This window comes from Bordetella sp. (assembly GCF_057362025.1).
The window spans coordinates 18,083-41,890 of record NZ_JBMQQZ010000064.1 but is presented as its reverse complement, the minus strand read 5'-3'; the positions used below and the strand labels follow the sequence as shown (position 1 = coordinate 41,890).

18 protein-coding genes and 2 pseudogenes are annotated in these 23,808 nt (G+C 65.7%); 10 read left to right on the top strand and 10 right to left on the bottom strand.

The window, feature by feature from the left end; all coding sequences use genetic code 11:
* The first annotated feature begins 3 nt into the window (after positions 1 to 3).
* Entirely contained in the window at positions 4 to 1,443 is a 1,440-nt protein-coding gene (locus ACO1P8_RS12470; protein ID WP_486296196.1) for a four-carbon acid sugar kinase family protein, read from the top strand.
* Positions 1,444 to 1,509: 66 nt separating this feature from the next.
* Here ACO1P8_RS12470 and lhpH read toward each other — a convergent pair whose 3' ends face one another.
* Positions 1,510 to 2,517 (bottom strand): trans-3-hydroxy-L-proline dehydratase, encoded by a 1,008-nt coding sequence (lhpH, locus tag ACO1P8_RS12465; RefSeq protein WP_486296232.1) that lies wholly within the window; start codon positions 2,515 to 2,517, stop codon positions 1,510 to 1,512.
* A gap of 203 nt (positions 2,518 to 2,720) precedes the next feature.
* Here lhpH and ACO1P8_RS12460 point away from each other — a divergent pair, with 203 nt between their 5' ends.
* Complete coding sequence (locus ACO1P8_RS12460) at positions 2,721 to 4,187, top strand: amidase (protein WP_486296195.1); 1,467 nt, start codon at positions 2,721 to 2,723, stop codon at positions 4,185 to 4,187.
* 61 nt (positions 4,188 to 4,248) lie between these two features.
* On the opposite strand, the pseudogene ACO1P8_RS12455 reads toward ACO1P8_RS12460, so the two are convergent.
* The 3 genes and pseudogenes from ACO1P8_RS12455 to ACO1P8_RS12445 all read right to left on the bottom strand — a co-directional run bounded on the left by ACO1P8_RS12455 (position 4,249) and on the right by ACO1P8_RS12445 (position 7,962).
* Positions 4,249 to 5,762: pseudogene (locus ACO1P8_RS12455) on the bottom strand (ABC transporter substrate-binding protein).
* A 227-nt stretch (positions 5,763 to 5,989) separates the two neighbouring features.
* The gene (locus ACO1P8_RS12450) at positions 5,990 to 6,670 is read right to left on the bottom strand and encodes a GntR family transcriptional regulator (RefSeq protein WP_486296194.1); all 681 of its coding nucleotides are present in this window, start codon (positions 6,668 to 6,670) and stop codon (positions 5,990 to 5,992) included.
* A gap of 47 nt (positions 6,671 to 6,717) precedes the next feature.
* Positions 6,718 to 7,962, bottom strand: coding sequence for an aminotransferase-like domain-containing protein (locus ACO1P8_RS12445; protein ID WP_486296193.1), 1,245 nt, complete (start codon positions 7,960 to 7,962; stop codon positions 6,718 to 6,720).
* A gap of 146 nt (positions 7,963 to 8,108) precedes the next feature.
* On the opposite strand from ACO1P8_RS12445, the gene ACO1P8_RS12440 reads away from it, so the two are divergent.
* On the top strand, positions 8,109 to 8,831 hold the full coding sequence (locus tag ACO1P8_RS12440; RefSeq protein WP_486296192.1) for a YggS family pyridoxal phosphate-dependent enzyme: 723 nt from the start codon (positions 8,109 to 8,111) through the stop codon (positions 8,829 to 8,831).
* Positions 8,832 to 8,944: 113 nt separating this feature from the next.
* Here ACO1P8_RS12440 and ACO1P8_RS12435 read toward each other — a convergent pair whose 3' ends face one another.
* Complete coding sequence (locus ACO1P8_RS12435) at positions 8,945 to 9,745, bottom strand: alpha/beta fold hydrolase (RefSeq protein ID WP_486296191.1); 801 nt, start codon at positions 9,743 to 9,745, stop codon at positions 8,945 to 8,947.
* Positions 9,746 to 9,748: 3 nt separating this feature from the next.
* Positions 9,749 to 11,137, bottom strand: coding sequence for an MFS transporter (locus ACO1P8_RS12430; RefSeq protein ID WP_486296190.1), 1,389 nt, complete (start codon positions 11,135 to 11,137; stop codon positions 9,749 to 9,751).
* A 191-nt stretch (positions 11,138 to 11,328) separates the two neighbouring features.
* Between ACO1P8_RS12430 and ACO1P8_RS12425 the strand changes: the two genes are divergently transcribed.
* From ACO1P8_RS12425 to ACO1P8_RS12410, 4 genes are all read left to right on the top strand, one after another.
* Positions 11,329 to 12,006, top strand: a complete 678-nt coding sequence (locus ACO1P8_RS12425; RefSeq protein ID WP_486296189.1) for a helix-turn-helix transcriptional regulator — start codon at positions 11,329 to 11,331, stop codon at positions 12,004 to 12,006.
* Positions 12,007 to 12,130: 124 nt separating this feature from the next.
* Positions 12,131 to 13,102 (top strand): Bug family tripartite tricarboxylate transporter substrate binding protein, encoded by a 972-nt coding sequence (locus ACO1P8_RS12420; protein WP_486296188.1) that lies wholly within the window; start codon positions 12,131 to 12,133, stop codon positions 13,100 to 13,102.
* A 100-nt stretch (positions 13,103 to 13,202) separates the two neighbouring features.
* Positions 13,203 to 13,568, top strand: coding sequence for an enoyl-CoA hydratase-related protein (locus tag ACO1P8_RS12415; protein ID WP_486296187.1), 366 nt, complete (start codon positions 13,203 to 13,205; stop codon positions 13,566 to 13,568).
* Between the two features lie 2 nt (positions 13,569 to 13,570).
* Positions 13,571 to 14,566, top strand: a complete 996-nt coding sequence (locus ACO1P8_RS12410) for an NAD(P)H-dependent flavin oxidoreductase (protein WP_486296186.1) — start codon at positions 13,571 to 13,573, stop codon at positions 14,564 to 14,566.
* A gap of 75 nt (positions 14,567 to 14,641) precedes the next feature.
* Here ACO1P8_RS12410 and ACO1P8_RS12405 read toward each other — a convergent pair whose 3' ends face one another.
* A complete protein-coding gene (locus tag ACO1P8_RS12405) occupies positions 14,642 to 15,181 on the bottom strand; it encodes a copper chaperone PCu(A)C (RefSeq protein WP_486296185.1) in 540 nt (179 codons plus the stop codon).
* Positions 15,182 to 15,422: 241 nt separating this feature from the next.
* Positions 15,423 to 16,325, bottom strand: coding sequence for a LysR family transcriptional regulator ArgP (locus ACO1P8_RS12400; protein ID WP_486296184.1), 903 nt, complete (start codon positions 16,323 to 16,325; stop codon positions 15,423 to 15,425).
* A gap of 81 nt (positions 16,326 to 16,406) precedes the next feature.
* Here ACO1P8_RS12400 and ACO1P8_RS12395 point away from each other — a divergent pair, with 81 nt between their 5' ends.
* Entirely contained in the window at positions 16,407 to 17,036 is a 630-nt protein-coding gene (locus ACO1P8_RS12395) for a LysE/ArgO family amino acid transporter (protein ID WP_486296183.1), read from the top strand.
* A gap of 31 nt (positions 17,037 to 17,067) precedes the next feature.
* Here the strand turns inward: ACO1P8_RS12395 and ACO1P8_RS12390 are convergent, their stop codons facing one another.
* Both ACO1P8_RS12390 and ACO1P8_RS12385 read right to left on the bottom strand, forming a co-directional pair.
* Positions 17,068 to 19,812 (bottom strand): hypothetical protein, encoded by a 2,745-nt coding sequence (locus ACO1P8_RS12390; protein ID WP_486296182.1) that lies wholly within the window; start codon positions 19,810 to 19,812, stop codon positions 17,068 to 17,070.
* A gap of 104 nt (positions 19,813 to 19,916) precedes the next feature.
* Positions 19,917 to 20,603, bottom strand: coding sequence for a Crp/Fnr family transcriptional regulator (locus tag ACO1P8_RS12385; protein ID WP_486296181.1), 687 nt, complete (start codon positions 20,601 to 20,603; stop codon positions 19,917 to 19,919).
* A gap of 200 nt (positions 20,604 to 20,803) precedes the next feature.
* Here ACO1P8_RS12385 and ACO1P8_RS12380 point away from each other — a divergent pair.
* Positions 20,804 to 22,756 (top strand): annotated as a pseudogene (locus tag ACO1P8_RS12380) (AMP-dependent synthetase/ligase); the annotation flags it as partial.
* A 222-nt stretch (positions 22,757 to 22,978) separates the two neighbouring features.
* Positions 22,979 to 23,791, top strand: coding sequence for an ABC transporter ATP-binding protein (locus ACO1P8_RS12375; RefSeq protein WP_486296231.1), 813 nt, complete (start codon positions 22,979 to 22,981; stop codon positions 23,789 to 23,791).
* Positions 23,792 to 23,808: the final 17 nt, after the last annotated feature.

The following is a 23,808-nucleotide window of genomic DNA, read 5'->3' as shown; positions in this document are numbered from 1 at the left end:
CGGATGCCGACAGGCATGATCGAAAGCGATGCGCCAGATGGCGGCGCCAAGCCCGCGCGGGTACGCGTGGCGTATTACGGCGATGATTTCACCGGGTCTACCGATACGCTGGCGACCGTGGTGTCGGCCGGCTGGCGCGCGGTGTTGTTCCTGGACGTGCCCACGGCACGGGACCTGGCCCACTTCGGCCCGCTGGACTGCATAGGCGTGGCCGGCACGGCCCGTGCGATGTCGCCGGCCGATATGGACGATGTCCTGCCGCGCGTGTTCCACGAACTGGCCGCGACGGGGGCTGGCGTCGTCCACTACAAAACCTGTTCGACCTTCGACAGCGCGCCGCACATCGGCAGCATCGGCCATGCGATCGCGCTGGCGTGGCGTGCGCTGGGCGCGCGGCCCGCGTACATCGTCGGCGGCCAGCCCAACCTGGGCCGCTACTGCAGTTTCGCGAATCTCTACGCGCGTGCGGGACAGGATGGGCAGGTCTATCGACTGGACCGCCATCCGACGATGAGCCGGCATCCCGTCACGCCCATGGACGAAGCGGACCTGCGGGTACACCTGGCACGGCAGGGACTGGCGGGCGTGGAATCTTTCGATACGGACATGCTGGCCGAAGATGAGCCCGCGCGCGTGGCGCGGCTGGATGCGCTGCTGGGCGCAGGCGCCTCCGCCGTATTGTTCGACGCGGTCCACACCGAGGATCTGCGCCGCATCGGCGCTTTGCTATGGCGCCGCCGAGCGACGCAGCAAGGACCCTTGTTGATGGTAGGGCCGACGGGCGCGGTGCAGGCCTTGCTGGCCGCGGATAGCACCGCAAACGCGGGCAGGCCCGATGGCCAGGCCAATGCCCAGGCGGATTTTCCCCTCGCCCACCAGGGCCGCGACGTTCAACCCCCTCAACCCCCTCAACCCGCACGGCGCGCGGTAAGCCAGACCTTCATCATTGCGGGAAGCCGTTCGCCCGTCACGGCCGCGCAGATCGCCGCCGCGGAGCAGGCTGGCTTCGTCTCCCTGGCCCTGGATGCCCCGGCCATGGCCCGCGGCGATCCCCATTACGCCGACGGGCTGGCGAGCCGTGTCGTCCGGGCCCTGCGCGATGGCCGCAGCGTAGTCGCGCACAGCACCTTGAGCGACGATAGCGGCGCGTCGCGGCCCGGCTTTACCCGCGCACTGGCCGAAGCCTGCGGCCGCCTGATGGCCGAGGTGCTGGCACGCCATCCCCTGGCGCGGGCCGGCTTTGCCGGCGGCGATACGTCCAGCCTGGCGGTGCAGTCCTGGGGCGCGCGTGCACTGACTTTCGCCTACGCGGCCAGCCCTGGCGTCGCCGTCTGCCGCGTCCATGCGCCCGGACATTGCGCCGATCGGCTGGAATTGATGCTGAAGGGCGGCCAAATGGGCCCGCCGACCTTGTTCGTGGACCTGCTCGCCGGACCGCTTTGAACAGGCTTCGCGCGGAATGCCGCGCCATGGATAGTCCTTAAGGCATAGGCCCTGAGGGCGCAGCGTTCAGCGGGGCAGAAAGCCATTCTTCAGAGGGTCACGCGGATCCAGCACCCAATTGGCGAAGCCGTGGATGCTGGCCCGTCCCGATATCTCCGGTACGACCGCGTCGTAGTTCGCCACCTTGGCGGAAGCCAGCGCGCGTCCCCGCATGACGGTGCCGATCACCGACTCGTTGCTGATGTACTCGCCCAGGCGGAGTTCGCCGCGCGCCACCAACTGCGCGATGCGCCCGGCGGTGCCCGACCCCGTAGGAGAACGGTCGACCTGTCGATCGGCGAAGATGCAGCAATTTGCCTGCGTGGATCCGGGGTGGCGCGGCGGCCCGCTGATGATGGTCCCATAGATATGGTTCAACTCTGGAATATGCGGGTGCACGACCGGGTAGGCCTTGTTCGCCGCGATCTTTACTTCGGCGCCGAAGCGGATCAGTTGCTCGATACGCCGCTCCTCGATGGCAAGCCCGTGTGGCGCGCCGTCGGTATAGAAGTAAAAGGCACCCCCGAACGCGATATCGCCGGTGACGCGCCCGAAGCTCGGCGTGTCGACCGACACGTCCCGCATCGCCATGAAGGAGGGCACATTGACGAACCGGACGTCGCCGGCCTGCTCTCCATCCCATTCGACGTGCGCCTCGATGAAGCCGCACGGCGCATCGATGCCGATCCGTGTCTCGGGCTGGGTGCGAGTCACCCAGCCCAGTTCCACCGCGGCGGTCGCCAGGGCGATCACGCCGTGGCCGCAATGGTCGCTGTAGCCCTCGTTGTGCACGAATATCACGCCGAAATCGGCCTCGGGCGACACCGGGTCGGTCAGGTAGCCCGCGTACATGTCCGCGTGGCCGCGCGGCTCGAAGATCAACGCGGTGCGGACATCGTCCAGGTTCTCCTCGATCCAGGCCCGGCGCTGGACGATGGAGCGGCCCGGAAAGCGGGGCAGGCCGCTTGTGACGATGCGGAAAGGTTCGCCCCCGGTGTGGGTTTCGACCGTGCTTACTACCCGTTCATAACGCATCGTCGGTATCGTCGATTTCAAAAACGTATATCGTATAATATCCAGGCAGCGTTGGGAATGAACCGTGTTGTGAATGCTTCGGGAAATTGGCGTACAAGGCAACCTGGGCCTGATGCCTTCCTGAGCAAAGTCCGGCTCCGTAAACCAATAGTGAGGCGCGCGCGAACGGGCGCCATAATCCACCCTCGAACGCGAGAAGCAAAATGGCAAAGCCGACCGGCAGCAAGCGTCCCAGCCATGAAATCGTCGACCTGTCGGCCGTCGAACTATCGGCCGCCATACACCGGCGGGACGTATCCTGCGTCGACGTCATGGCGGCCTACCTGTCGCAGATCGACCGCATCAATCCCCGCGTCAATGCGCTTGTCGGAAGGATAGACACCGAGCAGGCGATCAACGCCGCCGCGCAAGCCGATGCCGAGCTCGCAAGGGGCCGCAGCCGCGGCTGGATGCACGGATTTCCCCAGGCGCCGAAAGACACGGCATCGGTCGCCGGCATGGTATCGACACGCGGGTCGCGCATCTACCGCAATACCGTCACGCAAACCGACAGCCTGGCCATCGGGCGTATGCGCGCGGCGGGTTCGATCTTCATTGCACGGACGAACGCCCCGGAATTCGGCCTGGGATCCCACACGTACAACGCGGTGTACGGCGCAACGGGCAATGCCTACGACCCGTCGCGCTGCGCGGGCGGAAGCAGCGGCGGGGCGGCGGTTGCCCTGGCCACGCATATGTTGCCCGTGGCCGACGGGGGCGACATGATGGGTTCCCTGCGCAACCCGGCCGGCTACAACAACGTGTTCGGCATGCGTCCGTCCTTCGGCCGGGTGCCCGCCGCGCCGGCCGATGACGTCTTCTTCGATCAGCTGAGCACCAGCGGGCCCATGGCGCGATCCGTGGCGGATCTGTCGATGCTGCTTTCGATACAGGCTGGCGCGGACCACAGGGCGCCGCTCTCGCTACGGGACGATCCTGCCGTATTCACTCGACCCTTGCAACGAGATTGCCAGGGCCTGCGCATAGGCTGGCTCGGCGATTTCAATGGCTATCTGGCCACCGAGCCCGGTGTCCTTGAACTGTGCGAGCGGGCGCTCGATGTATTTCGCGATATCGGTTGCACCGTGGAGATCGCGCACGTCGACTTCCCGATGGACCGCCTGTGGAGTGCGTGGGTGACCCTGCGCAGCTACCAGATTGCCGGCGAGCGGCGTCAGGACTACGACGTCCTTGCGCATCGCGAGCTGCTCAAGCCCGAGATGATCTGGGAGATCGAATCCGGGCGAGCTTTGTCGGGGGCCGACGTCTACGGGGCCGCCTTGGTGCGCAGCGCCTGGTTCCAGCACTTCACCCGTTTGTTCGAGACCTGCGATTTCCTCGTCCTTCCAACGGCACAGATCTTCCCCTTCGATGTCGCGGATCACTGGCCGCGGGCCATCAATGGAAGGGAAATGGATACGTACCATCGCTGGATGGAGGTCGTGATTCCCGTTTCCATGGCGGGGCTGCCGGCTTTGAACGTGCCCGCCGGATTCTCCGCGGCTGGCCTGCCTATGGGCCTGCAACTGATAGGCCCGCCCGCCAGCGACATGGCGGTGTTGCAGCTGGGGCATGCGTACGAACAGGCTTGCCCGGACGTTCGAGTGAGGAGCCCGCTGCTGGATCAGTGATTCGATTTTCAATCGGGAAGGGGGCATTTCGGTGTCTCGCCCGGGCCCCCTCCTGGGGGCTTTATTTCTGGGCGAACGACACACCTTTCAGGCGGATAAGGCCGTCCGGATAGGGAATGAATCCGCGAACCTTCTGCTGCAACGCAAACGGCCACGGCTGGTAGTACAGGAAGATGTCGACGACGTCCTTGTGCGTCAGCGTCTGGATCTGGTCGTAAAGCGCCTTGCGTTTGCCTTCGTCGTTGTCCTGGCGCGCTTCGTGCAGCAGCTTGTCCACCTGCGGATTGCAGTATTCCCCATCATTCACCTGTCCCTTGCAGGAGATGAAAGCGAAGACATTGCCGTCCGGATCCGACCGTCCCGACCAATTGCGCATTCCCACCTCGAAATTGCCCGCACGCATCTGATGCAGCATGGCCGCATAGTCGGTGGGACGCAGGCTTAGTTCGATGCCGGCCTCGTGCGCCATCGCCTGGATCATCTCTGCTGTGGCAGCTGCCGTCGTGTTGTTGCCGAATAGCAGCTCGGCCTTGACGGTAGGCATCCCCGCCTCCTTCAGCAATGCCCTGGCCTTCGCGACGTCCCGCTTCTGGGCGGGAAACTTCTCGCTGTGATACGGGCTGGCCGGCGGGAAAGGCTGGCTGGCAGGCTCGAAGATCCCACCGCCGACCACCTGATTTATCGCGTCGCGGTCGATCGCCAGATCCAGTGCCTTGCGCACGCGTGGATCGCCAAACGGATTCGTCTTGGCGCGCTCGCCATTGTTGAGGTTGAAGTAGAGTTCCTGGAATCCCAGCCCGGCGATGTTGGCGAAGCGCAGATTCCGGTCGCGCTTGACGTCCTCGGCGTCGGACGGGCTCAAGCGTTCCAGCATGTCCAGGCTGCCGGCGCGCAGATTCTGCAGCCGCACCGTGGTGTCCGGGATCGGCATGAACACCACGCGCTTGAAGTGATAGTCCTTTGCGTCGTAGTACTTGTCGAAGCGGTCCAGTACGACGCGGTCATTCTGTACGCGCTCGACGAACTTGAACGGACCGGAACATATGGGTTTGCGTCCCACCTTCTCTTCATCCTGTGGGTCGAAGGTCGCGGGCGACAACATCATGCCCGCGCGATCGCTCAGCTGGGACAGCAGCGTGGCATCGGGATACTTCAGCTTGATCACCAGCGTTTGCGGATCGGGTGCTTCCACTTTGTCGATCGATATCAGTTCGCCCTTGCGGTAGCTGCCGTTCATGGTGCGCGCCCGGTCCAGGTTGGCCTTGGCGGCCGCGGCGTCGAACTTGGTCTCGTCATGGAACAGCACGTCGGTGCGCAGCTTCATGGTCAGCATCGTGTTATCGGAGCTCCAGCTCCAGGACGTTGCCAACTGCGGTATGAAATGCAGTTGCGCGTCGATATCGACCAGCTTGTCGCACAGCGATGCGAACACGATCCGGCCTACGTATGTGCGCCCCCGGGCGGGATCCAGGACGTCGGAACTTCTTGCAGACCAATACGCATTTCCTGGGCAATCGCCGATGCGGCGGCCATTGCCAGCACGGCGCCGGCTACCCATCCAAACAGCTTTCTCATGATCCGCCTTGTCCTGGATTTATAGTAGATATCGTATACGTATACGATTTTGCGACTCTACTCATCGCTGCCCGCGACCGTCAAGACAAAGACGGCTAGTGTTTTCCCGAGGCGCTGCGAGCACCGCGCGCAGACCGGCCGCGCCCATGGGGGCGGCGCCTGTAGCGGCGGCAATGAAGCGCCGCTGCCCCGGCGAGGCGGGGGACGTGTATATGGTCAGGGGGCGATCAGGCAGCCGGTTGGCGTTTGGGCAAGCTGCTGAGCAAGGATTGGGCGGCCTGCTGGATATGCGCCTTGGTCAACTCGGAGGCCAATTCGGCATTCTTGTTGCGGCACGCCTGGAGGATTTCGCGATGCTCATGGTCCGCCACGCCCTTGCCGCCCGATAGTGTGAGCTGCATGCGCAGATACCGTTCTATCCGGTCGTTGACCGATCGGATAAGCCCCAGAAGGAAGGGCGCGGCCGCGTCGGTATAAAGGCAGGAATGGAATGCCCAGTTGAGCTCCGACCAACGCGCAACGTCTGTCTCGGTGGCGAACTGGTCGCACAGTTGCTCTGCCCGCGCGAGCGTCTGTTCCGTCATGTGCGGGACCGACAGCTTGATGGCGTTGGATTCCAATATCGCCCGGACCATGAAGATCTCCGCGATTTCGGGCTCTGACATGCTGGTAACCACAGCGCCCCGATGGCGTTGGAATTCCACCAGGCCCTCGGCTTCCAGGCGCTTGAGCGCCTCCCGGACGGGAATCTTGCTGACGTTGAACAGCTTGGCGACGTCGTCCTGGCGTATCGGCTCCCCCTCGTCCAGAGTCCCAGCGGTAATCGCATCGCGCAGATGTTTGGCGATGATATCGGAGGAATTCGGCGGGGCCCCCAGGTTGGGGAGATTGGATAGTTGAAGCGCCAAGGGTGTTATCCGTCGGGCGGTAGGCCGGGTGAGGCCGATTGTAGCTGCTATGCCGGCAGCGCCACCGTCGCGGGCTTGCCCTCGGCGCAGGCTTGCAGCGCCTGGCGCAGCCTTACGATGCCGGTGCGGATCTGTTCTTCGTTCATGGTGGCGAAGGACAGCCGCATCGCCTGCATGTCGGCCTGTGCCGGGTCGATATAGAACGCCTTGCCGGGTACATAGACCACTTCATGGTCGATGGCGTAGGGCAACAGCCGCGTGCTGTCGATGCCGCCGTTCAGGCGGGCCCAGCAGAACATGCCGCCCTGCGGTTTGCGAAAAGACAGCTGGTCGCCCAGTTCCTCCGACAGCGCCCGGGCAAGGACGTCCGCGCGCGCCGCATACGAGGCACGGATGCGCGGGACGTGGACGTGGTAGCGGCCGTCCTCGACGTACTGCGCGACGATTTCCTGTATCCAGGCGGAGGACGCCATATCGTCGGATGCCTTGGCGCTGACGCAGCGCCGGCGCACCTCGGCCGGCGCGATCATCCAGCCTATGCGCAGCGCCGGCGCCATGGTCTTGGACATGCTGGAGATATACACCACCCAGTGACGGGCATCTCCTTCGGCCAGCGCCAGCAGCGGCGGGACGGTCTCGCCTTCGAAGCGCAGTTCCCCGTAAGGATCGTCCTCGACCAGCAGGAAACGATGGCGTGCCGCCAGTTCGACCAGACGCCGGCGGCGTTCGAGGCTTAGCGTGGCGCCGCAGGGATTGGAGAACGTGGCGACCACGCTGACCAGCTTGGGCCTGACCCGCGCGACCAGTTCCTCCAGTGCGTCGACGTCCACGCCGTCCGGTCCTGACGGCGCGGTGTACAGGGTGGCCCCGGTGTAGTGCAGGGCCTGGCGCGAGTTGGGAAAACAGGGGCTCTCGATCACAGCGGCGTCGCCCGGTTGGAGCATCACCCGGGCCAGCAGCGCCAGCGACTGCTGGGAGCCGCCGGTCACGGCCAGTTCGGTATCGGGATCGCAGCGTATGCCGCGTTCCTCGGACAGTCGTGCCAGTTGCGCACGCAGCGACGCCTGGCCGTCGATATTCGAGTACTGCAGGCAGTCGGACAGCCGCGCGCCCACCTTGGCCGAGGCGGCGTTCAGGCCTTCGACGTCGAATAAGTCCGTGGCGGGATAGCCGCCCGACATGCTGATCGTGCCGGGGCGGTTGGCGTAGACTGCCAGCGAGCGGATGGGGGAAATGGCGGGAACGCGAAAGGGCGCCGCGAACGCGTAGTCGGGCACGGAGGATGGCGACATGGTGGTGTGTGCTGGGCCAGGAACGGGATGCCGCCGATGGCGGTCCGGATGCGGGAAGATTCTAAACTAGCGCCTTAATAACCGCTAACTTTCGTTCACAAACCTTTGTGCCGCCTGTCCTGGCGCACATCTTGCCGATTTCCGTCATGTCCACCCCCGATACCTTTGCGGCCCGCCTGGCCGACCTGCAATCCCGCATCGCCGCCGCCTGCGGCCGCGCCGGCCGCGATCCCGGCGAGGTCGCCCTGCTGCCGGTCAGCAAGACCTTCGGCGCGGATCGCATCCGCGCGGCCGCCGCGCTGGGCCTGCGACGCTTCGGCGAAAGCAAAATGCAGGAGATCCGCGAAAAAGCCGAGGCCCTTGCCGATTGCGCCATCGACTGGGTGGTCATCGGCCATTTGCAGACCAACAAGGCCAAGGATGCCGCGCGGCTGGCCGCGGAGGTCCAATCGCTGGACCGCCTGGACCTGGCGCAGGCCCTGGACCGGCGCCTGCAGCAGGAAGGGCGGGCGCTGGACGTGCTGGTGCAGGTCAAGACCTCCGACGAACCCAGCAAATACGGCCTGGATCCGGCGGACCTGCCGGGGTTCGTCCGCGCGCTGGCGCGCGACTATCCCAGTCTGCGGGTGCGCGGCCTGATGACCCTGGCGGTCAATTCGGACGATACGGAGGCAGTCAGGGCCTGCTTTCGCGTCCTGCGCGGCTGGCGCGACCGGCTGCGGGACGAAGCGATCGAGGGTGTCGATATGACGCGGCTTTCCATGGGGATGAGCGGCGACTTCGAGCTGGCCATCGAGGAAGGATCCACCGAGGTGCGCATCGGCAGCGCGCTGTTCGGCGCGCGCGATTACGGTGCCGCCGCGACGTGACCGGGGCCTGACCGCGTCCGCGCCAGGCGCGCGGGCGGATCGACGCCCCGCGCGGCCCACGCTGCTGGCCGAAGGCGGAAGCCTGGATGATCGTCTCGTCGAACGTTCGCCCATCAATCCTGCCGCAGGAAATCCAGCAGCAGGCGATTGAAGCGATCGGCGCTGTCCAGGCTGGATATATGCGACGCGCCCGGGATGATCGCCAGCTGCGCGCCGGCGATGCCATCGCTGACTTCGCGCGCCACTTCGGTCGGGAACAATTTGTCCTGCTCGCCCGCGATCACCAGCACCGGCTGGCGGATTTGCGCCAGCCGGGCGCGTACGTCGAACTCGCGCATGCCCAGCGCCACGTTGATCAGCGATACTCCGTCGGCGCGCGCGGCCAATTGGCACCAGCTATCGAACGTAGCCTGGCCGGCGCCACTCTGGCGGAACGTTTCGTTCAACATGGCCGGCCAGGTGGCCTGGAACCGCTTGAGCGGCCCCTCTGGCTGCGAAAACAGGCCGATCCAGGTCTGCACCGCCGCGGCCGCTTCGGGCGTCGCGAACGTGGCGCGCGAATTGGCCACCACCAGGCGTTCGACGCGGCCAGGAAAGTCCAGCGCGGCCTGCTGCGCGATCATGCCCCCCAGCGATAGGCCGCACACCGCCGCGCGCTCCACGCCCAGGTGATCCAGCAAGGCAATGGCATCGCGCGTCAGGTCGGCCACCGTGGTTACCGCGCCGACCGGCGACGACAGTCCGTGGCCGGCAAGGTCCGGCACGATGACCTGGTAGCCGTTGAACGCCAGCGCGGCGACCTGGTTCATCCAGGACAGGCCCGCGTTGGTGAAGCCATGCACCAGCAGCACCGGCGCGCCCTCGCCCAGCGTGAAATAGTGCAGGCGATGGCCGTCGTGCGTGAAAAATGCCATTGATCAACTCCTCTTGCCGCCCAGCGCGGCGGTAATGTCTTCCAGCGATTTGCCGCGCGTCTCGTAGCCGAGCAGGTAACCGCCCACGCCGCCGACCAGCAGCACGACGCCCACCACCATGAAGAAGGTATAGCCAGGCACGCCCTGGCCCAACAGCCAACCCAGCGCCGGCGCGGCCACGATGCCGCCGATGCGTTGCCAGGAGGCCGCCCAGCCGGTGCCGGCGCCGCGGAAGCGTGTCGGATAGATTTCGCTGGTGTAGGCGAACAGAGGGCCGCCCGCGCCGCCGGACGCGAACAACGCGGTCAACGCGCCGATGGACAGGATGGCGGCCGGGGTATGCGCCTGTCCCCAGACGAACATGAGCAGCCCGCCCAGCGTAAGGAACAGCGAAACGGTCGTGCGTCGGCCCAGTCGGTCGAGCAGCAGGCCTCCGACCAGATTGCCCAACGCGCCGGCGCCGGTGATGATCGCGGTAAAGGCGAAGCTCTTCACCATCGGAAAACCCATCTTCACGAAAATCGACGGCAGCCAGATCGCCATCCCGAAGAACACCGCGCCGCCGGTGAACTGCATCAGCCAGATGCCCAGCGTGGGCGCCAGGTAGCCGCCCGAAAGGATTTCCCGCACACGCGCGGGTTGCGGCACCTGCGGCCGAGGCGTCGCCGGCAGCGCGGCCGGGTCCACGGTGCTGAAGCGCTCGACGATCGCGCGCGCCTCGCCCATGCGGCCCCGTCCGACCAGGAAACGCACCGACTCCGGCAGGCCGACCCACAGGATCAGCAGCAGCACCGCCGGCAGCGCGCCAACCACGAACATGCCGCGCCAGGTGTAGGCGGGCACGATCCAGATGGCCATCAGCGACGCGAAAAAGCTCGATACCTGCCAGAAGAACACGCTGGCCGAAAGCAGCAACCCGCGTTTCCTGGTCGGCATGAATTCCGACAGATAGGTGAAGACCAGCGGCACTTCCGCGCCCAGCCCCACGCCTTGCAGCACGCGCAGCGCGAACAGGGAATCATGGCTCCAGGCGCATGCCGCCGCCAGGCTGAACACGCAATAGGCCAGGATCGACGCGATCATGGCGCGGCGCCGGCCATAGCGGTCGGCCAGCACGCCCACCACGGTGGAGCCCAGGAACATGCCCAGGAACACGCACGAGGCCAGTACGCCGGCCTGGGGCGAGCTGAGGCCGAAGGCGGCCACGATGCCCGGCAGCACCAGGCCCATCATATTGATGTCGAAGCCGTCGAAAAAATGCCCGAGCGCCACGGTGATGTACATCTTGCCGTGCCGGCCGCTGAAGGACGAGCGGTCCAGACTGTCGAACAATTGATCGGCGCCGACCGCGGGGGCGCTCCCCGCCGCCGTGGCGTCTTCCTGGATTCTCACAATTGATCCCCGTATTGCATGGTTATGAAAGCACTGGAACACGAAGTAGATGCGTGAAGATTTGAGCGCCATCTTTACTTATTGTCAAATTGGAAGACGAATCGTCCAGTAAAGGGCCGGGCTTCCTATAATCCCGCGCAAGCCCCTATCACCGGAATCGTGTCGCCGACGCGCCGCGGCGAGAATCCAGAATGACAAAACCGACATATACGAGAACACGCCGCAACCGTGGCGGCAGCGGTGCCGAAGCTGATGCCCGGCTGGCCATGCTGACGCAAATCATCGGGCCGATGGCCCAAACGCTGGGAGGCAACGTGGAGATCGTCCTGCATGACTATCGCTGCCTCGAGCATTCGGTGGTTGCCGTCGCCGGCAGCGTCACGCAGCGCAAGGTGGGCAGCGCCATGTCGGAGATCGGGCTGTCGGTCCTGGCCGAAGGCGATCGCGCGCAGGATCGCCTGAACTACCTGGCCGCGACGCCGGCGGGGCGCATCATCAAATCGTCGACCATCGTGCTGCGCGACGCGCGCGGCCAGGTGTTCGGCGCCCTGTGCATCAATGTCGACATCACGGATCTGCGGCAGGCGGCCAGCACCCTGGCCGGCCTGCTGGGCGAGCCGGCGGGAGCACCCCTGCCGACCACCTTCGTGGACGATATCCGCATCGTGATCGATACGGTGTTGGCCGAACTACTGGGCGGCCGCAGCGCGGGCACCCTATCCCGCGAAGATCGGCTGGACATTTTCCGCGCCCTCGACCAGCGCGGCGTCTTCCGCATCAAGCGCGGTTTGACCGAGGTGGCGGAACGACTGGGGATTTCGCGCGCGACCGGCTATACCTATTTGCAGCAGGTACGCGGCGAAACCTGAGCGGCGCGCGACGCTGGCGGGCCCGTATCTTTAAGGAGGCCAGCCGATGGCGCGTGACGGGGGCTTGTCGGCATAATGGGCGCCCACCCGCGCGTTTCGACGCGGGCGTCACGGAGATAACACCATGCACGCAATCCTCAGGCGCGCGGCCATGATCGCCGCGCTGGTCGGCGCCGCCGTCACATCCGCCCACGCGCAGAACTGGCCTACGCAGCCCATACGGTGGATCGTGCCCTATCCCGCCGGGGGCGGTTCCGACGTCGTTGCCCGCACCGTCGCCAGCTCCCTGGAAAAATCCCTGGGGCAGACCATCGTCGTGGAGAACCGTCCGGGCGCCGCCACTATCATCGGCGCGACGGCCATCGCCCAGGCTACGCCCAACGGGGATACGGTGGGGACGGCCGACTCCGGCACGCTGGCCTACAACCCATCGCTGTATGCCAAGCTTTCCTACGATCCCGGCAAGTTCACCTATATCGGCGGTCTTGCGAAACTGCCGCTGCTGCTGGCCGTCAACGCGAATTCGCCGTACAAAACCGTCGCCGACGTGCTGGCCGCCGCGCGTGCCACGCCCGGCAAGCTGACCGTGGCGTCCGCCGGCTCCGGTTCGCCGCACCATCTGGCGCTGGAGCTGTTCAAGCAGCGCGCCGGCGTCGATTTGCTGCATGTTCCATACAAAGGCGCCGCGCCCGCCATCCAGGATCTGCTGGGCGGCCAGGTGGACATGATGTTCATCGACCTGGCCGCAGGCCTGCCCAACGTCAAGGCCGGCAAACTGCGGGTGTTGGCGACCGCGACGCCGCAGCGCCTGCCGCTGTTGCCCGACGTGCCGACCATGGCTGAACAAGGGGTGAAGGACTTCACCGCCTACGCCTGGCAAGGCGTGGTCGGTCCGGCCGGGCTGCCGGACGCGGTGGTGAAGAAGTTCAGCGCCGATCTGCAGAAAACCCTGGCACAGCCCGAGGTTGCCGGCAAGCTCCAGGACATGGGCGTGATTCCCATGCCGATGTCGCCCGCGGAGTTCAAGGCGTATGCGGAGCAGGAACGGGCGACGTGGGCGGGCGTGATCAAGAAGGCCAAAATCAGGCTGGAGTAGGGCGGGCCGGAAGCGGCCGAGCAGTCAGTCCGGCGGCGGGTGAAACTTGGCCGTCGTCGCGGCGACATAGGGTCTCTCGACGCGATCACAAGGAGACATCGTGACCCCACATGAAATGACCAGCCCCGGTTCATCCGACGCCGCGGCGGCATTGTCGCTGGGCCTGATCAATACCGTCTTCGAACCCGATGCTTTGGAAGCAGCTGTCATGGGCGTGGCCGGTCGCCTGGCTGACGGTCCGCGTACCGCCATTGCCTATATCAAGGACAATCTGAACGATTCCGCGCATTTGCCCTTGGGCGAAATGCTGGACCGCGAATGCTGGCGGCAGCTGCGCTGCATGGAAACGGCTGACCACCACGAAGCCGCCCGAGCCTTCGTGGCGAAGCGGCCGCCGCGTTTCGGCTCGAATCCGGATGCCGCCCAATCCGCCCCGGCACCGGTTGTCGCCACCAAAGGAGCCTGACGGTGCAAACCGCGATTACCCGGCTGCTCGGGATCGAGCATCCCATTGTGCAGGGTGGCATGCAGTGGGTCGGTCGCGCCGAGTTGACGGCGGCCGTTTCCAACACCGGCGCGCTGGGCGTACTGACCGCGCTGACCCAGCCTTCACCCGAGGCCTTGCACGACGAAATACGGCGGGTCAGGTCGATGACGGACCGCCCGTTCGCGGTCAACCTGACCATCCTGCCGACGCTTAAGCCCGTGCCTTACGCGGCTTACCGCGATGTCATCATCGACTGCGGCGTGAAGATCGTGGAGACGGCGGGGAATAACCCGGCCGCGCACGTGCCGGCCCTCAAGGCCGCCGGCATCAGGATCATTCACAAGTGCACGACGCCGCGCCATGCGCTCAAGGCCGAACAGATCGGCGTTGACGTCGTCAGCATCGACGGCTTCGAATGCGCCGGCCACATCGGCGAAGAGGATATCCCCGGTTTGGTCCTGATTCCAGCGACAGTGGCCAGGCTGCGTATTCCGGTCATTGCCTCCGGCGGCTTCGGGGACGCGCGCGGGCTGGTCGCCGCGCTGGCCCTGGGCGCCGAGGGCATCAATATGGGCACGCGCTTCATGTGCACCCGGGAATCCCCGGTGCACGACAACATCAAGCGTGCCATCGTGAACAATACGGAAGCGGACACCTGCCTGATCCTGCGTAGCCTGCGCAACAGCAGCCGGGTGGCGCGTACCGCGCTGGCGCAAAGCGTGATCGACATGGAAAAGGCGGGTGCCGGGATCGACCGGATCGGCCCCAAGGTGGCCGGCGCCAAGGGCCGGCGCGTCTACGAAGAGGGCGATGCGGAAGCCGGTATCTGGACGGTCGGCATGGTGCAAGGCCTGATCCACGACATACCGACGTGCGCGGAACTCGTGCGGCGCATCGTATCCGAAGCGGAAATCCTGGTGAACGAACGTTTGAGCAGGCTGGTGGGCGGCGCAAGCCGCGCCGGCCCGGGAGAATGATGACACGCCGTTCAACTGACGATCCGCGCGCCTGCCTTGCAATGCGGGCAAACGTCCGCGTGCATCGCAGCGGTGTCAATGAGACATGTGGCCGCTCATTCCACCCATGTTCCCCATATTCCCCATATCGCCGCCGTGGTTCATGTGCTCGCCCATGGCCGGGGCTTTGTAGGTGAGGGGCTTCACCTTGAACTTGATCTCGACGTCGCCGGCCTGCCGGAAGGTCAGCGTGGCGGGGATTTCCATGCCTTCCTTGAACGGTGCCTTCAGCTTTTCGAACATGACGTGATAGCCGCCGGGCGAGAACTTGACCTCGCCCTTGGCTGGCACGGCGACGCCGCCATCGACTTCGCGCATGGTGGACACGCCGTTGGCGGTGACTGTCTGGTGGATGCTGACATTGTCCGCGGCGGGGGATTTGATGCCTACCAGCTGGTCGGGCGTCGTACCGTCGTTCTCGATATCCATATAGCCGCCGCCCGCCGTCTGGCCAGGCGCGGTGGCGCGTACCCACGCATCGTCGATTTCGATGTCGCGGATCTTGTAATCGCTGGCCAGCGCGGTGCCGTGCAGGGCCAGTACGGTGGCAGCCAGGGCCAGGCGGGAAAGCAGCATACGAAGTCTCCAGGGATATTGAGGGTGTTCGCGCGGGTGGGGACCGGGTGCGCGTGACGGCAGATGGGAACAACCGATCGCATAGTTTACCCAGCCGGCCGCGCGCAAGGCCGTTGAAGTCTGCGCCGCGCCCGACCGCGACAGGCCGTGCGCGCTTGCGTCAGGTAATGCATCCCAGGCATCGGGCCATGCGTTGTCGCATCAGCCGGTATGTCGACGCATCGGGCGGCGTGCCGCCGTATCAGGGCCCGCGCCGGCGTATCAGGCCGCGCGAGGCCCTCAGCACTGCGTCGGTCAGCGAGGACATGGTGTCGGATTCGATACGCCAATGCTGCCAGTACAGCGGCGTGTCCTCGAAGGCGCGGGCTCGCAGCAGGACCAGGCGGCCGGCGTCCAGCTCGGCCTGGACCAGCGGCAGCGGGTTCATGGTCCAACCCAGCCCAACCAGGGAGGCGCGCACGAAGGCCCGCGCCGACGGCAACCACCACACCGGCGGCTGCCAGGCGGCATCGCGCATGATGCGCCGCGCGAATCGGCCCTGGAGGGCGTCCTTGCGGTTGTAGACCAGGACGGGGGCCTGGGCCAGCGATCGCGCATCGACGCCGGCGGAAAAATGGCGCGCATGGAATTCCGGGCTGCAGGTTGCGGCGTACCGCATGCTGCCCAGCGGATGCAGCCGGCAGCCCTGCACGGGTTCGGCAAGCGTCGTGACCGCGCCCAGCACCGCACCGCCGCGCAGCAGTTCGGCCGTATGGTCCTGGTCCTCCGCGCGCAGGTCCAGAGTGGCGCCGGTGCGCGCGGAAAAATCCTCCGCCGCATCCATGAACCAGGTTTCCAGGCTGTCGTGGTTGACCGCGACGGGCAGCGTGGCGCGCGGGATGTCCTCGGTCACCCCCAGGCGGTTCAGCGCATCGTGCTCCAGCAGGGCGGACTGTTCGGCCAATTGGACGAGGATCCGTCCGTCGGCTGTGGCCGCGGCCGGCGTGGTGCGCTGTACCAGCAGGCGTCCGACGCGATCCTCCAGCGCCCTGATCCGTTGCGACACGGCGGAAGGCGTGACGTGCAGCGCGGCTGCCGCGCGCTCGAAGCTACCTTCCCGCACGACGGCGGCCAGCGCACGCAACTGGGCGTGATCCAGGTTCATGATTGTCATTAGCACCGCTAAATATGGATTAGGAACATTAGCTGTTCTTTATGTGCGCGGCAAGCCAGAATTACCGTCATCATGAATGCCGCTTTTTCCTTCTATCTACCATGGGTATCCGGGCTGGGCACGGGCCTCGGCCTGTTCGCCGCCGTGGGCGCGCAAAGCGCCTTCATCCTGAGGCAGGGCTTGCAACGTGCGCATATCGGCAGTGTGCTGGCCGTGTGCGCTGCCGTCGATGCCCTGTGCATCGCGTCCAGCGTACTGGCGTGGCGCGCGGTGGCGGACAGGGCCGTCTGGATGATGCCGGCGATGGCCTGGTGCGGCGCGGTCTTTCTGGCGGTATACGCGGTGCGTTCGGCCCGGCGGGCATGGTCCGCCGGCGGCGCGCTCGCGCCCGCGCCCGCGCGCCGGATCGCGACGACGCGCCGGGATGCCATGCTGGCGGCGTTGGCATTCACCGTGATCAATCCGCACTTCTGGCTGGACATCGTGCTGATCGGCACGCTGGCGCAGGCGTTCGGCCACAACGCGGCGGCCTATGCCGCCGGCGCGATCACCGCCAGCGCGCTATGGCTGCTGGTCCTGGGTGGAGGCGCGCGGCTGCTGCGGCCGCTGTTCCGCGATCCGCGTGCCTGGCGCGTCCTGGATGGCGGTGTCGCCATCATCATGGCGACGCTTGCCTTGCGGCTGCTGGCCCGCGTGGTGTGATGTGCCCGCTTGTCGACATTATTCGCTCGCGTTACGACATAAGTCGCGGTCCGTCCGTATGCAATATCACGGTCGCGGCAGGCGGCTCCAACATGTTCGTGGATAGCAAGCCAGGGAGATGCGCGCCGATGTGCGGGCGGATCGCGGTATCGTCCAGCATGGCGCGATAGGCCGTGATGGCAGCGTTTTGCCCGTATAGCGTCGCGTACGAGAAGCCGGACGTGCCATCCTTGTTCTTCGTTGTCAGCAGGTGGGGCAGCATGGGCAGCATCTGCGGCGCGATCGTGGGGTCTTGCAGCAGGTCCTTCAGTAAGGCGTGGTAGGTCTCGATGATGCCGGCGTGCCCGTTCTGCAGCGCATTCGAGAGACCCGGCTTGCCCTGGGTATCCAGGCCGTTCAGCAGGTTCGGCATCACATGCCGGATGTGCGGCCTGATGCGCGGATCCTTCAGCATCGCGTAGAAAGCCTTGATAGTGGCGGTCCCACGGTTTCTCATCGATTGCGACAGTGCAGACGCGCCGCGGCAAACCTGGGCGGAGAGCAGGTCGGGCAGCGCGCTGGCGATAGCCGGAGCGATCGCCGGATTGTCCAGCAGGTTTATCACAAGGGCATGGAAGATCCCGACGATCGGGGTATTGCCGCTTTCCAGCGCGTACCCCAGGCCCGAATCGCTGTTGCCTTTCCGGCCGACCAGCAGGTCCGGCAATGCCGCCAGCAAGCCGGGGCGGATGGTCAGCGCCAGACGCGGATCCGTCAGCAGGTCTTCCACGCAGGCGTAGTACGCCTCGACAGCCCTGGTGTGACCGTCCGCCATGGCATTCGACAATGCGGGGATGCCATACCAATCCGTGGCGGCAAGCAGGCCCGGCAGCGGGTCCTTGATATGCCACCGTATCGTCGGATCCTTCAATAAATCCTTCACGAGGGCGTGAAACGCCACGACGGCGGCGGTCCGGCCGGCGTTCAATACATGCGAAAAGATCGGCGATCTCTCGTACCGGATTTCCAGTAAGTCGACCAGGCGCGGCGCGACCAGGGCCAGCAGGCCGGACTCCCGCAGCGGCCGATACCAGGCGTGCACGGCGGCCGGCGGATCTTCCCCCTGCATCGCCAGGTGAAATGCCGGGATGGCTTCGCGCGCCAGCACGTCATGCATCAGATCCACGCGCCGGGATTCATTCGGCACCCATAGTTCGGCCAGGGGGCGGATGGCATGGAACAGGTCCAGGCGAAGAAGTTCGGCGAACAGTTCCTGGCGTTCCCGGTTCGTGTACCCGGCACCCACGGCGCCGAGCTCCGCGAGGTTGTGGGCCAGGTAGTCGCGGCCCGCATCCGTGCCGAGCCGCCGCAACAAGCGCTGGAGGTCGGCAGCGTCCGTCAGCCAGCGCCCGGGCATGCGCGCGAGCTGCGAGGCGGCAGTGGCCTGGATGGCGTGGCGTATCGCGGCCGAAGGCGGAGGTTCTTCGCCGTTCGTCCGGGAGGCATGCCACTGAAGGAGGTCGGGCTCGGTGACCGGTTCGAATTGCGTGTCCGCGCTGTCCCACACCGGATCGCCGAAGGAAGCTCCGGCGCGGATCCTGGCCACCCATGCGAGTTCGCCGTAGAGGAACAGGGCGGCGCGCATCCCTGCCTCATCCACCCATTCACCGCCATTGCGCGGGTATGTCTGCGTTTGCAGCAGTCGCCGGTCGCTGAAGTTGCGCAGTACATCCAGGGCGATCAACGAAGGTTCCGTCCGCAATGCGTAGGTATAGGCGCCGGCGTCCTCGTCGAGCTGGAAAAAGCTTTTCATGCGCAGATCGCTGGCGCGTAGCGTCGGGGTTTCGCCGTCGTCACCGAGTTCCAGGCCGTCCGTCGAGGTCAATCCGAACTCGTCGCCGATTTCCTCCAACATCGCCGCGACTGCCGCTTCGGTGCCGGCTGTCCAGGGACCGGCGGGCGGGGTGCGCGCATCCACAATCCGGCTATGGAGTCGCGCCTGGCATGTTTCGGCGATGAGAAGGGCAAGCCGGTCCGGTGTCAGCGCGGCGCTGACACCGGCAGCGCATAGCGCCAGGAAGTCATCGCCGGTTGCCTCCGCCATCGTGATGCCGTCCGGGACTTTCTTCAGCCCGAATTGGTCGGCAAGAACGTTCCATACCGTATGGACGAAGTGGATCTCGTTGCCCGGGTAGTTTTCCGCGTGGCCGAATCGCTTATCCAGCAGTTCGCGCAATACGCTGCGTACCGTCTCTTCCTTCAGTTCCCATAGCTTTCCACGGATGCCGCCGATGGTCTTGGCGAGCGTGCAGGCGGCGGACGCCAGATTCGATACGGCGCCATCGGCGCACAGCGTCACGCCTTGGGCCAGGTTGCGGATGGCGGATTTTCGCCGGTCCAGGTCGGCGGCTTCATTCAGGATAAGGGCACAGAATTCATCCAGCGAGCGCTTGCCGACCGAATCGACGATGGCGGCGCGGGTATCGAAGTAATGATATTCATCGAAGCGATGGGCGAAGAAGATATCGAAATTCTTCTGGATGACATCCGCGTCGGGCATGCGATGCCGCCGGCAGAAGGCGACAAGGAAGGCCAGTCTTTCGCGGACTTCTTCCCGGTATCGAGGGAACTCGTCGCCGCCGCAGAAAGCGGCGTGGGTGCCGTGCGATTCGGGCGTATAGCTCAGCCCCGGCGAGCGGGTGGGGGCGACGGTATCGCGCGGGCCGGCCGGGATGTAAGGCTGCCAGAAATCCACGCTGAAACCGGGAACGGGAACGGAAAGGGAATCGGGTGTCATGGTGATTCGAACGGGAAAGAATGAACGGAAGGCGCCCGCCGCCGGCGGACATGCGTGTCCGTCCGGTGCGCGGGGCGCGGGTTCCGTTTCTTCGCCGCGCCTGCCTATGGCCGCTGCGCGGTCTCGTATCCCTTCAGTCCTTCCAGGTCGAGCACCCGTACCCCGCGGTATCCCACCTTCAGCAAGCCGGCCCGTTCCAGGTTGCACAGCGCCCGATTGGCCCGCTGGCGCGACACGCGCGCCAGATAGCCGACTTCCTCCTGCGTGATGCTCAGGCGCAGCCCCATGCCGGGATACAGCATGGGGTTGAACAGTTCGGCCAGGCAGCGCGCCACGCGCGCGTCCGCGTCGAGCAGGCGGTCGTTCTCCGCCTTCCCGATGAATTGCGCCACGCGCTCGTTCAGCAGCTGCAGCAGATAGCGATTGAAAGGAATGCTGCTATCCAGCAGCGATTCGAAGGTGGCCGCCGGCAGCCGCGCGATGACCGAATCGCGCAGCGCCACGACGTCGTACTTGCGCGCCTCGTGTTTCAGCAGCGAGCCTTCGCCGAACCAGCCGCCGGCCGGCACGCCGGTCAGGGAGGCCATTTTCCCTTCCGCATTGCCCACCGAGACCTTCACCAGTCCGGCCAGTACGCCGATCCAGGCCTGGGCCATCTGCCCTTTGCGCTCGATGATCGTTCCCGCGGGGACCTGCTGCACCGTCAGGTCTTTCTGCACGCGCGCTTGCTCGCCCGGAGTCAGGAGGCGGAACCACGCTGCAGCCAATTGCAAGGAGTCGATTACTTGCATCGGGATATACCCTACTTCGTCCCTGAATCGCCCGAAATTGTCGCAATCGCGACAGTTGGGCCCGATGCAAGCTTATACCTTAACCGCACGTTAAAGCGCACCTCGTACCCATAAATGCGCGCTCCGCGTCTTCCCGAATCCTGCGCCGGCCACAGCGGGCGCGACGGCCGGGCCGGACGCGGAAACAGACAGGAGACAACGTGGCGCAATCCCAGCCCGCACCCCCGACGGGGCCGGCGGCGGATACCTTCCCCGCCTTGCTGCTCTTGCATGCGCGCGTGCGGGGCGCCCGCCCCGCGATCCGCGAGAAAGACCTGGGGATCTGGCAGACGCTGACCTGGGCACAGGTGGCGGAGCTGGCCGGTCGCGTCGCGCACGGACTGACGGCGCTGGGCGTGCGGCCCGGCCAGCATGTGGCGGTCATCGGGGAAAACCGGCCGCGCCTGTACATCGCCATGATGGCGGCGCAGGCCCTGGGCGCGATTCCGGTGCCGCTGTACCAGGATGCCGTGGCCCAGGAAATGGCCTTCGTGCTGCGGGATGCGGAAGTCGGCGTGGCCATTGCCGAAGACCAGGAGCAGGTGGACAAGATGCTGGAGGCGCGCGCGCTCTGCCCCGCGTTGCGGCATGTGGTCTACGACGATCCGCGTGGACTGCGCCATTATGACGATGCCGTACTCATGCCTTTCGACGAGCTGCTGCGCATCGGGGCCGAACGCGCGCGCACGGACGCTGCGTTCTTCGAACGCAGTGCGCGGGCGGTCCGGCCCGAACAGACCGCCGCGATGTTCTATACGTCGGGCACCACGGGCAAGCCCAAGGGGGTCGTACTGACTCACGCCGCGCTGATAGACCGGGCGCGCGCGGTCCAGGCCATGGAGAACCTGACGGATCGCGAGGATGTCCTGGCCTATCTGCCGCCGGCCTGGATCGGCCAGAACATGTTCTCCTATACCCAGCTGCTGGTGACCGGCTTCACCGTCAATCATCCCGAATCGCCCGCCACCGTGGCGATCGACATGCGCGATATCGGGCCGACCTATTATTTCGCCCCGCCGCGCATCCTGGAGGACTTGCTTACCCATGTGATGATCCGCATGGAGGATGCGGGCCTGCTGAAGCGCCGGCTGTTCCAGGGCTGCATGGCGCTGGCGCGGCGGGTCGGCGTGCGCCTGCTGGACGGCCAGGCCGTGGGCTTGCGCGACCGCGCCTTGTACGCGCTGGGCAATCTGCTGGTGTACGGCCCCCTGCGCAACGCGCTGGGCATGAGCCGTGTGCGGGTCGCCTACACCGCGGGCGAGGCCATCGGTCCGGACCTGTTTACCTTCTACCGTTCCATCGGCATCAATCTGAAGCAGCTGTATGGGTCCACGGAGACCTCGGTGTTCGTATGCGTGCAGCCGGACGGACAGGTACGCGCCGATACGGTGGGGCCGCCGGTGCAAGGCGTGCGTATCCGCGTGGCGGACAATGGCGAGATCCTGGTTCATAGTCCCGGCCTGTTCAAGGAGTACTACCGCAATCCGGAAGCCTCGCGGGCCGCGCGTGACGACGAGGGCTGGTTCCATACGGGGGATGCGGGTTTCCTGGATGCCGATGGCCATTTGAAAATCATCGATCGCGCCAAGGACGTGGGAAAACTGGCCGACGGCAGCCTGTTCGCGCCCAAGTACATCGAGAACAAGCTCAAGTTTTTTCCCTACATCAAAGAGGCCGTGGCGTTCGGCGCGGGACGGGAGGCGGTGTGCGCCTTCGTCAATATCGACCTGGAAGCGGTGGGCAATTGGGCCGAACGGCGCGGACTGCCTTATGCCGGCTATACGGACCTGGCCGGCAAGCCGGAGGTCTACGACCTGATCGCCGACTGCATCGAGAAAGCCAATGCCGAACTGGCGCGCGATGCCCGCCTGGCGGCGTCCCAGGTGTGCCGCTTCCTGATCCTGCACAAGGAATTGGACCCGGACGATGACGAGCTGACGCGCACCCGCAAGGTACGGCGCGCCTACATCGCGCAAAAGTATGCGGTGCTGGTCGATGCGCTGTTCGACGGCAGCCCATCGCGTTTCATCGAAACGGAAGTCAAGTTCGAGGACGGGCGCGTGGGGCGCATCGCGGCCGACCTGCCCATTCGCGACGTACGTCGCTTCCCCGCCCCGGCCGGGAGCGGGAACCCACCCCCCGAAGCGCTGCGCGCTTCCCCCCTCAAGGGGGGCGACGCTGGCGGACCGGCGGAGCCGGATCCGCCCCGGTCGACGGGCATCCGTTTTATGCGGCGCGCGTAGCGCTTGGCGCCCTGGAAAAGTGATATGACATACAGCGCTGCCATACCGATCCATGCCGCGGGCGGTCAGGCTATCGCGGACGCGGCGCCGTCCATGCAGGCGGCACGTACCATTCATCCGGAGCGCGCGCGGCGGATCGGCGGGGTGATCCTGGACATGCAGAATATCTCGCTGCGCTTCGGCGGCGTGAAGGCGCTGACCGATATCTCGCTGGATGTGCGCGAACACGAAATCCGCGCCATCATCGGCCCCAATGGCGCCGGCAAGAGTTCCATGCTGAACGTCATCAACGGCGTATACACCCCGCAGCAGGGGGCCATCGTCTTCCAGGGCCAGCGCTACACGCGGATGACGCCGCGGCGCGCGGCCGAGATGGGCATCGCCCGCACCTTCCAGAACCTGGCGCTGTTCAAGGGCATGAGCGTGCTGGACAACATCATGACCGGCCGCAACCTGCGCATGAAATGCGGGCTGCTGGCCCAGGCGCTGCGCATCGGCCCGGCCGCGCGCGAGGAGCTGCGCCACCGCGAGTTCGTCGAGAACATCATCGACTTCCTGGAAATCCAGGCGTATCGCAAGGTGCCCGTGGGCCGCCTGCCGTATGGACTGCAGAAACGCGTCGATCTGGGCCGTGCCCTGGCCATGGAGCCGCGCATGCTGCTCCTGGACGAGCCCATGGCGGGCATGAACATCGAGGAAAAGCAGGATATGTGCCGCTTCATCCTGGATGTGAACGACGAATTCGGCACGACCATCGTGCTGATCGAGCACGACATGGGCGTGGTGATGGATATTTCCGATCGCGTTGTGGTGCTGGACTACGGACGCAAGATCGGCGACGGCGATCCGGCGCAGGTGCGCGCCAATCCGGATGTGGTGCGCGCCTACCTGGGCGTGTCCGACTGACGGCGCGGAACAAGGAG